The sequence below is a fragment of the Kumtagia sp. genome, from assembly GCF_059502445.1.
The window spans coordinates 86,889-101,319 of record NZ_JCACER010000005.1 but is presented as its reverse complement, the minus strand read 5'-3'; the positions used below and the strand labels follow the sequence as shown (position 1 = coordinate 101,319).

Below are 14,431 nucleotides of genomic sequence, written 5' to 3'. Positions count from 1 at the left end.
ATGGTTAATTCTCTACTTCATGCGGCGGCCGTTCACAACGACCGCCACATCTTTTCACACAGACCGGCCGAGTTGGCGCAGCTCGCGCAGCGCCGCCGCGTCGCGTGCCGACACGTCGGGGAACTCCGGATCGGAGCCGACGTCGTCGGTGTAGCGCCACGACCGCGCGCATTTGGTGCCCGAGGCAAGGCCGGGAACCACCGCGACGCTGCCCACCTCGTCGAGCCGGAACGCCTCCACCGGACCTTCCGCCGGCGACACCGTGATGGCGCTGGTGATCGCCACTTCGGCCAGGTCGACGTCCTTGACCGCCGCAAAGAGGTCGGCATCGGCGACGAACACCGCAGGAGCCGCCTCCAGCGACGAGCCGATCACCTTCCTCGCGCGCTCGATCTCCAGCGCCGCCGTCACCACGGAACGCACCTTGCGCACCTTGCGCCATTTCTCCGCCAGCGCATCGTCGCGCCAGCCGGCCGGCACCTCGCGGAACTGCTCCAGATGGATGGAGACGCAGTCGGGATAACGCTCCTGCCAAGCCTCCTCCATGGTGAAGGGCAGCATCGGCGCCAGCCAGGTCGCCAGATGGTCGAACAGATGGCGCACCACCTGCACCGACGCCTGCCGGCGGAGGCTCGACGGCGCGTCGCAGTAGAGCGCGTCCTTGCGGATGTCGAAATAGAAGGCCGACAGATCGACCACCATGAAGTCGAGCAGCGATTTGGCGATGCGCTTGAAATCGAAGGCGTCGTAGCCGGTCCGCACCACCTCGTCGAGTTCCGAAAGCCGGTGCAGCATCAGCCGCTCCAGCTCCGGCATCTCGGCCAGAGGCACCTGCGCGCCGTCGTCATGCGCCAGCGTGCCGAGCATCCAGCGCATGGTGTTGCGCAGTTTCCTGTAGGCGTCGATGTTGGTCTGCAGGATGTTCTTGCCCAGCCGCTGGTCTTCCCAGTAGTCGGTGGTCATCACCCACAGGCGCAAGATGTCGGCGCCGGACTGCTTCATCACGTCCTGCGGCACGACCGTATTGCCGAGCGACTTCGACATTTTCCGGCCGTCCTCGTCCATGGTGAAGCCATGGGTGACGACCGTGTCGTAGGGCGCCCTGCCGCGCGTGCCGCAGCTTTCCAGCAGCGAGGAATGGAACCAGCCGCGATGCTGGTCCGAGCCTTCGAGATAGACGTCGGCCGGCCACTTCAGGTCCGGCCGGTCCTCCAGCGTGAAGGTGTGGGTGGAACCGGAATCGAACCAGACATCTAGGATGTCCTTGACCATGGTCCACTTGCCGGCGTCGTGCGCGTTGCCGAGGAACCGCTCCTTGGCGCCCTCGGCGAACCAGGCGTCGGCGCCCTCCTTCTCGAAGGCGTCGAGGATGCGCCGGTTGACGGCGTCGTCCTTCAGCACGTTGCCGTCCGCGTCGGCGAAGACGCAGATCGGCACGCCCCAGGCGCGCTGGCGCGACAGCACCCAGTCCGGCCGCTCGGCGATCATGGCGCGCAGCCGCGTCTGGCCCGCCGCCGGCACGAAGCGGGTGGCGTCGATGGCCGCGAGGGCGAGTTGCCGGAGCGTCGGCGCTCCCTCCCCCCTTGCGGGGGAGGTGCCGCCGAAGGCGGCGGTGGGGGTAGCCTCGGCAGCGCTCGACGTTCTGGCGGTGCCTTCTGAGGTCACCCCCTCTGGCCGCTTCGCGGCCATCTCCCCCCCGAGGGGGGAGAATTGCGGCAGCGGCTTGTCCATATAGACGAACCATTGCGGCGTGTTGCGGAAGATCACCGGCTTCTTCGAGCGCCACGAATGCGGATACTGGTGCTTCAGCCGCCCGCGCGCGAACAGCATGTTGCGCTCGATCAGCGCGTCGATGACGGCCTTGTTGGCGTCGCCCTTCTTGCCGCTGTCGTCGATGACACGCGCCGCCCCACCCTCACGGTCGGGGCCGAAGCCCGGCGCGTCCTTGGTGAAGAAGCCGGCATCGTCGACGGTGAAGGGGATAGCCGTGTCGATGCCGCGCGCGCGCAGGTCCTTCGCCGCGTCCATCCAGGCGTCGAAGTCCTCGCGGCCGTGGCCGGGCGCGGTGTGCACGAAACCCGTGCCGGCGTCGTCGGTGACGTGGTCGCCGGGGAGCATGGGGACGGGGAATTCGTAACCGCCGCCGAGGCCTTTTAGCGGATGGGAACAGACCAAAGTGGCAAGATCAATGTCGACTAGTGAATGGAGACGTTCGAATTGAAGTTTCGCCTTCGCAAACGACTCTTCCGCCAAGGCATCGGCAAAGACCAGTTTCTCCCCCGGCTGTGGGCCGAAATTGTTCTCGGCAGCCGTTACCTCATAGAGCCCGTAAGCAACGCGCGGCGAGAAGGCGACGGCGCGGTTGCCTGGGATCGTCCAAGGCGTCGTGGTCCAGATGACGACGTTTGCATGCACCAAATCAGCGAAGAGTTGCTTACGCCTCTCATCCCCGGTCAAAGACCTTACAGGAAACTTCACCCAGACCGTATCGCTCTCGTAATCCTGATACTCGACCTCGGCCTCGGCCAGCGCGGTGCGCTCGACCACGCTCCACATCACCGGCTTCGAGCCGCGGTAGAGCTGGCCGCTAGCGGCGAATTTCAGCAACTCGCCGGCGATGCGCGACTCGGCGTGAAAACTCATGGTGAGGTACGGGTCCTTGAAGTCGCCGACGACGCCGAGGCGCTGGAACTCGGCGCCCTGCACGGCGATCCACTTTTCCGCATAGGCACGGCATTCCTGGCGGAAGGCGACCATGGCGGCGGGGTCGGACAGGTCGGGCTTGGCCTTGCCCTTGGACCGGTAATTCTCCTCCTCGATCTTCCACTCGATCGGCAGGCCATGGCAGTCCCAGCCCGGCACGTAGTTGGAATCGTAGCCGCGCATCTGGAAGGATTTCGTGATCACGTCCTTCAGGATCTTGTTGAGCGCATGGCCGATATGGATATTGCCGTTGGCGTAGGGCGGGCCGTCATGCAGCACGTATTTCGGCCGGCCGGCGGCGTCCTCGCGCAGCTTCCTGTAAAGGTCCATCTCCTGCCAGCGGGCGACGATCTGCGGCTCCTTCTCCGGCAGGCCGGCGCGCATCGGGAAATTCGTCTGCGGCAGGTAGAGCGTCTTCGAATAGTCGCGTTTTTCGGTGGTGTCGGTCATCGTCTTGCCATGTCTCGCCCGGCCGCAAGGTGCCAGGCGTCCAACTATCACGATCTGGGAAAAGCGCGAGTGCGCCGAGGCAAAATTCTCCCGGGGCTTCCGGCGACCTCAGGCCGCCCGGAAGGCCGGGCCGGTAATTCGTATCGTGGCGGCGACGCTACGCGTTGCGAAAGTCATGCCACGCTCTTTAACGGAGCCGCGGTGTATTGAAAAGTGCGCATCGGCCGGCATTTTCTTGAAGGCAAGGCCAATTGCACCTATCCTGGAGCGCAATTGGCTTGGAGGCGGCAATGGCCGGAACCCGGGTGAACAAGATCGTCGAGGAAGAGCTGCCGAGCCACGGCGTCTACATCGACGTCGGACGGCACAGAGGCGAATTCCAGGGCTCGGAGATACGCGCCGGCGAATTCCGGCTGATGCCCGACAGTATCGAAGCCCTGCGCGATCGAGGTTTCACCAACGCAGAAATCCACGCCATTGTCGGCCCCCGGCGCACTCTCGCCCGCAGGAAGGAGCAAGCTGAACGGTTGAGCCTGGTCGAATCCGATCGCGTCCTGCGGCTCGAGCGCATCTCGGACATGGCGGACCGGGTCTTCGGCAACCATGAGAAGGCTCAGCGCTGGCTTCGCAAGGAAAGCCGGGCGCTTGAAAACGCCCGGCCGATCGACCTGCTGCGTTCGGAGACCGGCGCTCACATCGTCGAGCAGGAACTGCACCGCATCGACTACGGCATGTTCGCCTGATCGTGCGCGTCTGGCGCATTTCCGGCCACGCCGACCTCACGGGTCGAGGCGGCGAGCTTTCGGCGGCGCGCTGGAACAGGCTGGGGACCCCGATCGTCTACTGCGCCGACCATCCGGCGGCCGCACTCCTCGAGATGCTGGTGCATATCGACCTTGAGGATGCGCCGGCCGCTTACCAGCTTCTCGGAATCCATGTCCCCGACGGAGCTGAAATCTTCGCACCGTCCCTGCCGGACGACTGGGCCGAAAATCTCGGCCTGACGCAGGACATCGGCACGCGCTTCGTCAGCGAAGGCCGATACGCGGTGATGGCTGTGCCGTCGGTCGTCGCGCCGTTCACCACAAACTACCTGCTCAGCCCGGCACTGCTCGAGAATACCTCGATCACGATCGACAGCCGGACGGAGCATCCGATCGACCCGCGCCTGATTGGATAGGTTTCGGTCCGCAGACCATACGGCTCAGGGAACCGTGAAATCGAACCGGTAGGTCGCCGACATGCCGATCATGAACTGGTTCTTCGAGCCGCGCTCCTCCACCAGGGACGAGTCGGCCGCCGGCCCGAGCAGCCGCGCATATTCGGCAAAAGCGCTGGTGGTGATCCTGTCCGTAGTCTTCCAGGTGACGGCGCCGCCGGCGCCGACCGACCGCAGGCCGCCACCCGGGTCGTACTCGCTCAGGCCGGAGGCAGCACTTTCCCCGGCATCGACGCCGTAATAGGTGCGGAAATAGTCGGCCGAAGCCATCGACAGGCGCGGCCCGCCGGACACCCGCACCGTCTCGGTCACGTCGGTGAAGGCATCGACGGCGACGTCGGCGACGACGCCGTGATGGGCGCCGACGCCCTGGCGGAGCTCGCCGCGCACGCGCAGCCAGTCGGTCGGATAGACCTCCGCGAAGGCGCCGAGCTCGGCGCCCCAGCCGACGTCGCTCAGGCCGTTCAGATCGTCGGCGTCGTCGGCGTCGCGCGGAAAGACGATCTTGCCGACCGCGCCCGTCCGGAACGCCCCGCTGTCGTAGAGCGAGAAGGAGATGTTGTCGTTGCGCGACACGAAGCGGGCTTCCGGCCCGACCTTGCCGAGCGAGATCATCGGCGTCGCCCGGAAGATCGTGTCGCCGGCGCCCTCGAACTCGGGGGCGGCGAAGCCGGCCGCGCCGACGGTCAGATACCAGTCGCCGTGCACCCAGTCGAAGAAGCCGGATTTCTCCCCGGCCGCGGCCATTGTCGTGGCGCCGGCGAGAAAGACGCTCACGCTGCCGACGAGGAGAGCTTTTGCCATGGGGTGCCCGGACTCCGACCAAATGAGGACGAGCAGGATTTGCAACCAGGACGGTAAAGTTTGACTTAAATGCCGGCGACTTCGCGCGAACCGGCAGCGCTTTTCCAGCGGACCTCAGAAGGCCAGGCGCAGGTCGAGTTCCGACAGCGGCCGCACACCCGAGAGCAGCGCGCGCGCTTCCTCCTCGTCCCGCCTGATCTGCGCCATCAGCGCGTCGAGCCCGTCGAACTTCTCCTCGCCGCGCAGAAAGCCGAAGAAGGAGACGTCGCAGACCTCGCCGTAGAGGTCGCCGTCGAAACCGAAGACATAGGTCTCGAGCAGCGGGACGCCGTCGCTCTCCACGGTCGGGCGGCGGCCGAAACTCGCCACGCCGTCGAACAGCCTTCCATCGGCGCGGCGCAGCCGGACCGCATAGATGCCGTGCGCGAGCACCGCATCCTCCGGCAGGACCATGTTGGCGGTCGGAAACCCGATCGTGCGGCCGAGCTTCCTTCCGTGCACGACCTCGCCTTCGATAGTGAAGCGGTAGCCGAGCAGCCCGGCGGCCTCGGCCACATCGCCTTCGCCCAGCAGCGCCCTGATGCGGCTCGACGAAACGACGGCGCCGCCCTCGTCGCGGAACGCCTCCACCTGGGTGACGCCGAAACCATGCCTGCGCCCCGCGGCGGCCAGGAAGGCCGGATCGCCCTGCCGGTTCCTGCCGAAATGGAAATCGAAACCGGTGACGACATGGCTGACGCCAAGATGCTTCATCAGGGTCTCGCCGATGAAGTCGTCGGCGGATTTGCCAGCGAACTGGCGTGTGAACTCCTGCTCGACGATGGCGTCGAAGCCAAGCAGCCGGACCAGCCGCGCCTTGACCGGAGCGGGCGTGATGCGCGGCAGCGGGATATCCGGGCGGAAGACGGAGCGCGGATGCGGCTCGAAGGTCAGCACCAGCGCCGGCACGCCGGCGGCGGCCGCCTCGGCCAGCGCGCGGTCGAGCACCGCCTGGTGGCCGCGATGCATGCCGTCGAAATTGCCGATGGCCACGACGCCGCCGCGCAGGTGCCGCGGCAGCCCCGCCACGTCGCGACACCAGACGAAGTCCTTGGCCGCCATGATTGTCTTCTCCTAGCACAGCCGCGGCATCACGGCGACCGGCGCCTGGCCATGATGCGCCAGGAAGGCGGCAAGCCGCTCGGGATCGGGCCGGTCGGGATCGCCGTAGTCGGCGGCGTGGATGCCGGCCGACACGTAGAGAACGTCGATGCCGTAGTCGGCGGCGCCCTTGACGTCGGTCAGCATGCCGTCACCGATGGCGAGCGCGTCACCGGCCGAAACCGGGCGTCCGAGCACCTCCGCAGCCGCCTCGAGCGCCGCATCGTAGATCGGCCGATGCGGCTTGCCGGCAATCAGCGTGCGGCCGCCGAGCAGGGCATAGTCGCGGGCGAGCGCCCCGGCGCAAAACACCATCTTGTGGCCGCGCTCCGCCACCAGATCGGGATTGGCGCAGATCATCGGCAGGTCGCGCGAGCGCAGCCGGCGCAATTGCTCGGCATAATCCTCGGGCGTTTCACTCTCGTCGTCGTGCAGACCGGTGCAGACCACCGCCGCGGCCTCCCATTCCTCGACCACCTCGACGTCGAGGCCGTCGAAGATCGATTCCTCGCGATCCGGGCCGATGTGGCAGACACGGCGCGGGCCGTGGCGGATCAGCTCGCGCGTCACGTCGCCCGAGGTGACGATGCGGTCCCAGGCCGTGTCCGGCACGCCGATCCCCTGGATCTGCCGGGTGACGCCGGCGGTCAGGCGCGGCGAATTGGTGACCAGGATCACGGCGGCACCTTTTTGCCTCGCTTCGATCAGGGCGGCGACCGCATCGTCGAAGGGCCGCACGCCATTGTGCACCACGCCCCATACGTCGCACAGCAGCACAGAATAGGAAGCGGCAATATCCTGGAGGGATCCGACAAATTTGACCAAGGCCCGGCACGTCCCGTCGTTGTTGTGAAAAAATGCGCGTCGCGTGCGCGGTGACCGGAATTAACCGAGAGTTTTCACTCTGTCACCAGCTTTGACTTAACAGCGTCGCCCCGTCGTGCGAGACTCATGCTCGCGACAGGGCACGTCGCGGCGCACGGGACTGCGCCTCACCGGGGACGGGACAATGCAGCGGGGACTGGTCGGCATAGCCGGCGCCGCCGTGGTAAGCGGCGTGGGGTTTTTCGTGTTGAAACGGATCACCGGGCTCGGGTTGAGCCTGCCGGACGTGGTTCTGGCCGCCACCGTCGCGACGCTGGTGCTGGCGGCGGCCGGGACCGGCTTCGCCGTCCTGGCGCTGGTGCATGCGCGCCAGGCGCGTCAGGAGATCGCCCGGCTGGCGCGCTCGGTCGACGCGGCGATGCAGGCCGTCAAGACCGCTGGCGACAGCAGGAGCATCAGCATCGGCGCGCCCGCAGCGGATGCCGCGCTCGCCGAGCCGGCCGGCCATGCGGCGGCGGCCGAGGCGCAGGCCGTGCAGGCCAAGATCATCGCGCTGGCGGCCGCCCTCCCCGGCGAGAAAGCGGCGCCGAACGGGCGGCGCCACTAGGCTCGCCGCGGCGAGAACTGCCGCCGACAGGCGGCGCACGGCCGCGCTGGTTAACCATGACTGAACGTTTCCCTACAATTTGAAGCGTCGCGAAAGACGGGATTTTCAGGTCTTCCTGCGACAGTGCCGCCGATCAAATTCGGGGGCTATCGGATGTTGCGAAAATTCTGGGCGGATCGGCGAGGCAACTACGCGATGCTGACCGCCATCGCCATGGTGCCGCTGATGGGTGGGCTGGCGGTGGCGATCGACTATTCGGAGATGACGCGCGAGCGCAGCCAGGCGCTCAACGCGCTCGATGCCGCCGCGCTGGCAACGGCGCGCGCCTATCAGGCAGGCACGCCGGAGGAGCAACTGCCGGCCTTCGCCGAGGAGTTCTTCCGGATCAATTCGAATGGGCTCGACATGAGCAAGGTCGACCTGACGCTGGCGCTTCCCAACGCGGACACGGGCGGGGGAACGGTGAAGCTCACCGCCGACCTGAAATACAGCCCGCATTTCCTGCCGGTGCTGACCAGCCTGCTCGGCAAGAACGCGGTCACGGAAATCGATCTCGGCGCCTTCTCGGAAGTCCAGCTCAAGAACACGCTGGAGGTGGCGCTTGTGCTCGACAACTCGCGGTCGATGTTCGACAAGGGCGGCAGCTCCAACCAGCTGCGCATCGACCTGCTGAAGGCGGCGGCCAAGGAACTGGTCAGCACGCTAGCCAAGCAGGGCGAGCAGATGAAGCAGGTGTCCAAGCCGGTGCAGTTCTCGGTCGTGCCGTTCGCCGCCTCCGTCAATGTCGGGTCGACGTATGAAAACGCGTCCTGGATGGATCAGGACGGCATCTCGCCGATCCACCACGAAAACTTCGACTGGTCGACGATGGGCACGTCGTACAGTTCAACCAAATACGTCGCAAAGGAAGGCGGGGTATGGCGTAAAAAAGGAAAGGACTGGGGTGCCGAGGAAGAGAACAAGATCACGCGCTTCAGCATGTATCATGACGTGAAGCGCATCACCGGAACGACATTCGTCAAGACCGGCACTGAATGGGTATGTACCTATTCCTACCGGGGCACATGCTACTCGGGCTACTACAAGGACGTCGGCTACTATCAGACGAACTACGCGCCCTATGCGAGCTGGAAAGGCTGCGTCGAGGCGCGGCCCAGCCCCTACAATGTCGACGACACGCCGCCATCCTCCACAACTCCCGCAACGCTGTTCGTGCCGATGTTCGGGCCGGACGAAGGCGGAAACGTGAATTCGTATAACAACTGGTGGCCGGACGACACGACCGGCAACGCCGCGGTCCGGCAGAAATACATGCCCAAGTACTTCAAGGCCCAATCACAGTCCGGCGAGTATGTTCGCTCGAACGATTATGTCATCGTCGGTCCGAACCATAGCTGCACGACCACGGCCATCACACCGCTAACCGACGTTTCCGTTGCGGCGGGCAAAACCGCAATCAATGCGGCCATAGACGCCATGCAGCCTGACGGCGCCACCAACGTGCCCGAGGGAATGGCTTGGGGCTGGCGCACGGTGTCTAGCGGCGAACCTTTCACTGGAGGCCGTCCCGAGACGGAGAAGGGCAACGACAAGGTGGTGATCGTCGTCACCGACGGGGCGAATACCTACTATACGCCGGGCTGGTTTGGCGCTTCGGACGAGGCGGGGAACAAATCCACCTATTCGGCGCTCGGCTATGTCAAGCTGATCAACAGCACCGAACTCGGGCGCATGTTCCGAGGCACCAGCAGCTCGATCTCGAACACCAACTACGACAACGCCAACTACACCGCCGCGATGAACGAACACTTCAAGAAGCTGTGCGACAACGCCAAGGCGAAGAAGATCATGGTGATGACCGTGGCGCTCGACCTCAGCAGCTCGAAGCCGGCGGAAAAGACACAGATCGAGATGCTCAAGAAATGCGCCTCGGATTCCCGCTTCCGCAAGGACCCGGACGATCCGAGCAAGCCGGCAAAACTGTTCTGGAACTCGACCGGCAAGACCCTGTCCGACGATTTCAAGAAGATCGGCGACGAGCTTTCCAACCTGCGCATCGTCGGCTGAAACACGCTCCTAAGCCCCGCCCCTCTCGGGCCTGCTGCAGCTGCCCAAACCATCCCGCCGGCCGGCGGGATGGTTTTCTCCGTCGGCCGCGCGGCGGAGCATGATTTGACAAGTCGGCCGTGCCCATGCGATCCGCAGGCCGTCCGGATGCGCCGCAACACGAAAATGCGCCTTCCCACGACGTCATCGTCTTGACATCGAAACGGGGCACTCCTATTTCGCCTCCCATGTTAGCACTCGCTACCAGTGAGTGCTAACGGCAGTCCGGCATGCCGGACGGAGGAACCCTTTCAACGTCCGTTTCAAGGATAGTCAAACATGGCAAAGTCGAAATTCCGGCCGCTGCATGACCGCGTGGTCGTTCGCCGCGTCGAGTCCGAGGAGAAGACCAAGGGCGGCATCATCATCCCCGACACCGCCAAGGAAAAGCCGCAGGAAGGCGAAATCATCGCCGTCGGCTCCGGCGCCCGCGACGAGAGCGGCAAGCTGGTGCCGCTGGACGTCAAGGCCGGCGACCGCGTGCTGTTCGGCAAGTGGTCGGGCACCGAGGTGAAGCTCAATGGCGAAGACCTTCTGATCATGAAGGAATCCGACATCATGGGCATCATCGGCTGACCCGCGATCCCTTTCGCCATCCATTCCACTTCATTCGAGGGCTTCGAGCCCAGGAGCTAAGCAATGGCTGCTAAAGACGTAAAATTCTCCCGCGATGCCCGTGAGCGCATGCTGCACGGCATCAACATCCTCGCCGACGCCGTCAAGGTGACGCTCGGCCCCAAGGGCCGCAACGTCGTCATCGACAAGTCGTTCGGCGCCCCGCGCATCACCAAGGACGGCGTCACCGTCGCCAAGGAGATCGAACTTTCCGACAAGTTCGAGAACATGGGCGCGCAGATGATCCGTGAGGTCGCTTCCAAGACCAACGACATCGCCGGCGACGGCACCACGACCGCGACCGTTCTGGCGCAGTCGATCGTCCAGGAAGGCCACAAGGCGGTTGCCGCCGGCATGAACCCGATGGACCTGAAGCGCGGCATCGATCTCGCCGTGACCGAGGTCGTCGCCCATCTCGGCAAGGCCGCCAAGAAGATCAAGACCTCGGAAGAGGTCGCGCAGGTCGGCACCATCTCGGCGAACGGCGACGAGTCGGTCGGCAAGATGATCGCCGAAGCCATGCAGAAGGTCGGCAACGAGGGTGTCATCACCGTCGAGGAAGCCAAGACCGCCGAGACCGAGCTTGAAGTCGTCGAAGGCATGCAGTTCGACCGCGGCTATCTCTCGCCGTACTTCGTCACCAACCCGGACAAGATGGTCGCCGAGCTGGAGGACGCCTACATCCTGCTGCACGAGAAGAAGCTCTCCAACCTGCAGGCCATGCTGCCGGTTCTGGAAGCCGTCGTGCAGACCTCCAAGCCGCTGGTCATCATCTCGGAAGACGTCGAGGGCGAGGCTCTGGCCACGCTGGTCGTCAACAAGCTGCGCGGCGGCCTGAAGATCGCCGCCGTCAAGGCTCCGGGCTTCGGCGACCGCCGCAAGGCCATGCTCGAGGACATCGCCATCCTCACCGGCGGCCAGGTCATCTCCGAAGACCTCGGCATCAAGCTGGAGAATGTCGGCCTCAACATGCTCGGCCGCGCCAAGAAGGTGTCGATCTCCAAGGAGAACACCACCATCGTCGACGGCGCCGGCAAGAAGGCCGAGATCCAGGGCCGCGTCGCCCAGATCAAGCAGCAGATCGAGGAGACCACCTCGGACTACGACCGTGAGAAGCTGCAGGAGCGTCTCGCCAAGCTGGCTGGCGGCGTTGCCGTCATCCGCGTCGGCGGCGCCACCGAGGTTGAGGTCAAGGAGAAGAAGGACCGCGTCGACGACGCCCTCAACGCGACCCGCGCGGCCGTGGAAGAAGGCATCGTGGCCGGCGGCGGCGTCGCCCTGCTGCGCGCTTCGGCCAACCTGAAGTCGACCGGCGTGAACTCCGACCAGACGGCCGGCATCGCCATCGTGCGCCGCGCGCTGCAGGCTCCGGCCCGCCAGATCGCCGCCAACGCCGGAGCGGAAGCTTCGATCGTCGCCGGCAAGATCCTGGAGAACAAGGGCGCGACCTTCGGCTACAACGCCCAGACCGGCGAATATGGCGACATGATCGCCATGGGCATCGTCGACCCGGTCAAGGTCGTGCGCACGGCCCTGCAGGACGCCGCTTCGGTCGCCGGCCTCTTGGTCACCACCGAGGCCATGATCGCCGAGGCTCCGAAGAAGGAGTCGGGCGCTCCGGCAATGCCGGGCGGCGGCATGGGCGGCATGGGCGGCATGGACTTCTAAGTCCAGCCGACCAAGGCTCGGAAATACGGAAAGGGCGGCAGCGATGCCGCCCTTTTTCGTACGGCAAAAAAAGTTCGAAAAGTCCGTTTCCGGCCTGCAACCTTTTCGCCGGCTGCGCATTGTGCTGGTGTCCAAAGCAGTTCGAAAGAATGCAGAGGACAAAAAGGGCGCCTCCAGCACTGTAACAGGTGCAGGAGGCGTTCTTTATGGTGCTCCGATAAAGCTCCCCGGTGCCGGCAGCGAAAGCTCCCCTGCCCGCTGCCCAGGCCTTTCCGATATCTAACCGATTTGGTTCCCGCCGTTGCCCACTCCGCCCTTGAAGCCCGTTGTGCAACGCGGTAGCGATGCCGCGCGCAAAAAGCACGGAGGCGACTGTGAGCGAGACATCCACGCGGACCGAGACGGACACGTTCGGCCCGATCGAGGTTGCGGGAGACCGCTACTGGGGCGCCCAGGCGCAGCGCTCGCTCGGCAACTTCAAGATCGGCTGGGAGAAGCAGCCGCTGTCGGTGGTGCGCGCGCTCGGCATCGTCAAGCGCGCAGCGGCGGAGGCCAACATGGCGCTCGGCAAGCTCGACGCAAAGATCGGCGGCGCCATCATCACCGCCGCGCAGGAGGTGATCGACGGCAAGCTCGACGAGCATTTTCCGCTGGTCGTGTGGCAGACCGGCTCCGGCACGCAGTCCAACATGAACGCCAACGAGGTGATCTCGAACCGCGCCATCGAACTGCTCGGCGGCGAGATGGGCTCGAAGAAGCCGGTCCATCCCAACGACCACGTCAACATGAGCCAGTCGTCGAACGACACCTATCCGACGGCCATGCACATCGCCTGCGCCGAGCGCATCATCCACGACCTGCTGCCGGCCCTGAAGCACCTGCACGGCGCACTCGACGCGAAGGCGAAGGAATTCGCGCACATCGTCAAGATCGGCCGCACGCACACGCAGGACGCCACCCCCCTGACGCTCGGCCAGGAGTTTTCCGGCTATGCCGCGCAGGTCGCCTCGTCGATCAAGCGCATCGAGACGACGCTGCCCGGCCTGCAGGAACTGGCGCAGGGCGGCACGGCGGTCGGCACCGGGCTGAACGCGCCGATCGGCTTCGCGGAGAAGGTGGCGGAGCGCATCGCCGCCATCACCGGCATTTCCTTCGTCAGCGCTCCCAACAAGTTCGAGGCGCTGGCAGCCCACGATTCCATGGTGTTCTCGCACGGCGCCATCAACTCGGCCGCCGCCGCGCTGTTCAAGATCGCCAACGACATCCGCCTGCTCGGCTCCGGCCCGCGCTCGGGGCTCGGCGAACTGTCGCTGCCGGAGAACGAGCCGGGCTCGTCGATCATGCCGGGCAAGGTGAACCCCACCCAGTGCGAGGCGCTCACCCAGGTCTGCATCCAGGTGATGGGCAACAATTCCACCATCACCTTCGCCGGCAGCCAGGGCCATTTCGAGCTCAACGTCTACAATCCGCTGATGGCCTACAATTTCCTCCAGTCCGTGCAGTTGTTGAGCGACGCGGCGGTCTCCTTCACCGACAATTGCGTGGTCGGCATCGAGGCCCGCGAGGACAACATCAAGGCGGCACTTGAGCGCTCGCTGATGCTGGTGACGGCCCTGGCGCCGACCATCGGCTACGACAACGCCGCCAAGATCGCCAAGACCGCGCACAAGAACGGCACCACGCTGCGCGAAGAGGCGCTGGCGACGGGACTGGTCAGCGGCGAGGACTACGACCGGATCGTGCGGCCGGAGGAGATGACGCGGCCGGGGTAACTTGTTCCAAAAATGAACGATGTGTCGACGTTTTCGTCTCTTCTGTGAACGATGGCGCCGATCTATGTTGCCGGTGGATTCAACCCATCGGAGCGCTTCCCATGTCCATCAACTCTTCCGTCGCCGCGCAGCCCACGGCGGCCGCCGGCGCGATCGTCGCCGTCGGCCGCGTACTGCTGTCGCTGATGTTCATCTATGCCGGCTTCGGCAAGCTGATCGACATCGGCGGCACCGCCGGCTGGTTCGGCAGCATCGGCCTGCCGCTGCCGACGATCCTGGCTGTGCTGGTCGGCCTGCTCGAGTTCTTCGGCGGCCTCGCCATCTTCGTCGGCTACAAGACGCGCATCGCCGCGCTGGCGATCGCCGCCTTCACCATCGGCGCGACGCTGATCGCCCACACCAACCTCGCCGACCAGGTGCAGCAGCTGTTCTTCCTGAAGAACCTGTCGGTCACCGGCGGGCTGCTGGTGCTTGCCGGCCTCGGCGCCGGATCGCTGTCGGTCGACGCCCGGCGCGGCTGAT

General features: G+C 65.3%; 12 protein-coding genes. 8 read left to right on the top strand and 4 right to left on the bottom strand.

Annotation, left to right across the window (positions count from 1 at the left end; genetic code table 11):
* Window positions 1-54: 54 nt before the first annotated feature.
* On the bottom strand, window positions 55-3,153 hold the full coding sequence (gene ileS, locus AC5JDC_RS02070) for an isoleucine--tRNA ligase (RefSeq protein ID WP_495838680.1): 3,099 nt from the start codon (window positions 3,151-3,153) through the stop codon (window positions 55-57).
* 290 nt (window positions 3,154-3,443) lie between these two features.
* On the opposite strand from ileS, the gene AC5JDC_RS02065 reads away from it, so the two are divergent.
* Together AC5JDC_RS02065 and AC5JDC_RS02060 are read left to right on the top strand one after the other, a co-directional pair.
* Window positions 3,444-3,896 (top strand): Xre family toxin-antitoxin system antitoxin, encoded by a 453-nt coding sequence (locus tag AC5JDC_RS02065; protein WP_245428378.1) that lies wholly within the window; start codon window positions 3,444-3,446, stop codon window positions 3,894-3,896.
* 2 nt (window positions 3,897-3,898) lie between these two features.
* Complete coding sequence (locus AC5JDC_RS02060; RefSeq protein ID WP_495838677.1) at window positions 3,899-4,333, top strand: RES family NAD+ phosphorylase; 435 nt, start codon at window positions 3,899-3,901, stop codon at window positions 4,331-4,333.
* A 24-nt stretch (window positions 4,334-4,357) separates the two neighbouring features.
* Here the strand turns inward: AC5JDC_RS02060 and AC5JDC_RS02055 are convergent, their stop codons facing one another.
* The 3 genes from AC5JDC_RS02055 to AC5JDC_RS02045 all read right to left on the bottom strand — a co-directional run bounded on the left by AC5JDC_RS02055 (window position 4,358) and on the right by AC5JDC_RS02045 (window position 7,141).
* Entirely contained in the window at window positions 4,358-5,176 is an 819-nt protein-coding gene (locus AC5JDC_RS02055; RefSeq protein ID WP_495838675.1) for a MipA/OmpV family protein, read from the bottom strand.
* A 114-nt stretch (window positions 5,177-5,290) separates the two neighbouring features.
* Window positions 5,291-6,277, bottom strand: coding sequence for a bifunctional riboflavin kinase/FAD synthetase (locus AC5JDC_RS02050; protein WP_495838673.1), 987 nt, complete (start codon window positions 6,275-6,277; stop codon window positions 5,291-5,293).
* Between the two features lie 12 nt (window positions 6,278-6,289).
* Complete coding sequence (locus AC5JDC_RS02045; RefSeq protein ID WP_495838671.1) at window positions 6,290-7,141, bottom strand: TIGR01459 family HAD-type hydrolase; 852 nt, start codon at window positions 7,139-7,141, stop codon at window positions 6,290-6,292.
* Window positions 7,142-7,325: 184 nt separating this feature from the next.
* Between AC5JDC_RS02045 and AC5JDC_RS02040 the strand changes: the two genes are divergently transcribed.
* The 6 genes from AC5JDC_RS02040 (at window position 7,326) to AC5JDC_RS02015 (ending at window position 14,430) form a co-directional block, all read left to right on the top strand.
* Complete coding sequence (locus AC5JDC_RS02040) at window positions 7,326-7,748, top strand: hypothetical protein (RefSeq protein ID WP_106772101.1); 423 nt, start codon at window positions 7,326-7,328, stop codon at window positions 7,746-7,748.
* A 195-nt stretch (window positions 7,749-7,943) separates the two neighbouring features.
* The gene (locus AC5JDC_RS02035) at window positions 7,944-9,815 is read left to right on the top strand and encodes a pilus assembly protein TadG-related protein (protein WP_495838669.1); all 1,872 of its coding nucleotides are present in this window, start codon (window positions 7,944-7,946) and stop codon (window positions 9,813-9,815) included.
* 318 nt (window positions 9,816-10,133) lie between these two features.
* A complete protein-coding gene (gene groES, locus AC5JDC_RS02030; protein ID WP_106772100.1) occupies window positions 10,134-10,430 on the top strand; it encodes a co-chaperone GroES in 297 nt (98 codons plus the stop codon).
* A 63-nt stretch (window positions 10,431-10,493) separates the two neighbouring features.
* Window positions 10,494-12,137 carry a chaperonin GroEL gene (gene groL, locus AC5JDC_RS02025; protein WP_106772099.1) on the top strand — a complete coding sequence of 548 codons (1,644 nt, stop codon included), beginning with the start codon at window positions 10,494-10,496 and terminating at the stop codon, window positions 12,135-12,137.
* Window positions 12,138-12,511: 374 nt separating this feature from the next.
* Window positions 12,512-13,909 carry a class II fumarate hydratase gene (gene fumC, locus AC5JDC_RS02020; RefSeq protein WP_106772098.1) on the top strand — a complete coding sequence of 466 codons (1,398 nt, stop codon included), beginning with the start codon at window positions 12,512-12,514 and terminating at the stop codon, window positions 13,907-13,909.
* Window positions 13,910-14,010: 101 nt separating this feature from the next.
* Entirely contained in the window at window positions 14,011-14,430 is a 420-nt protein-coding gene (locus AC5JDC_RS02015; protein ID WP_495838665.1) for a DoxX family protein, read from the top strand.
* Window position 14,431: the final 1 nt, after the last annotated feature.

Bases quoted from the DNA above. Each gene is read 5' to 3' on its own strand.
- AC5JDC_RS02055 (WP_495838675.1), bottom strand. From the start codon at position 5,176: ATGGCAAAAGCTCTCCTCGTCGGCAGCGTGAGCGTCTTTCTCGCCGGC.
- ileS (WP_495838680.1), bottom strand. From the start codon at position 3,153: ATGACCGACACCACCGAAAAACGCGACTATTCGAAGACGCTCTACCTG.
- AC5JDC_RS02015 (WP_495838665.1), top strand. From the start codon at position 14,011: ATGTCCATCAACTCTTCCGTCGCCGCGCAGCCCACGGCGGCCGCCGGC.
- groL (WP_106772099.1), top strand. From the start codon at position 10,494: ATGGCTGCTAAAGACGTAAAATTCTCCCGCGATGCCCGTGAGCGCATG.
- AC5JDC_RS02040 (WP_106772101.1), top strand. From the start codon at position 7,326: ATGCAGCGGGGACTGGTCGGCATAGCCGGCGCCGCCGTGGTAAGCGGC.
- AC5JDC_RS02035 (WP_495838669.1), top strand. From the start codon at position 7,944: ATGCTGACCGCCATCGCCATGGTGCCGCTGATGGGTGGGCTGGCGGTG.
- groES (WP_106772100.1), top strand. From the start codon at position 10,134: ATGGCAAAGTCGAAATTCCGGCCGCTGCATGACCGCGTGGTCGTTCGC.
- AC5JDC_RS02050 (WP_495838673.1), bottom strand. From the start codon at position 6,277: ATGGCGGCCAAGGACTTCGTCTGGTGTCGCGACGTGGCGGGGCTGCCG.
- AC5JDC_RS02065 (WP_245428378.1), top strand. From the start codon at position 3,444: ATGGCCGGAACCCGGGTGAACAAGATCGTCGAGGAAGAGCTGCCGAGC.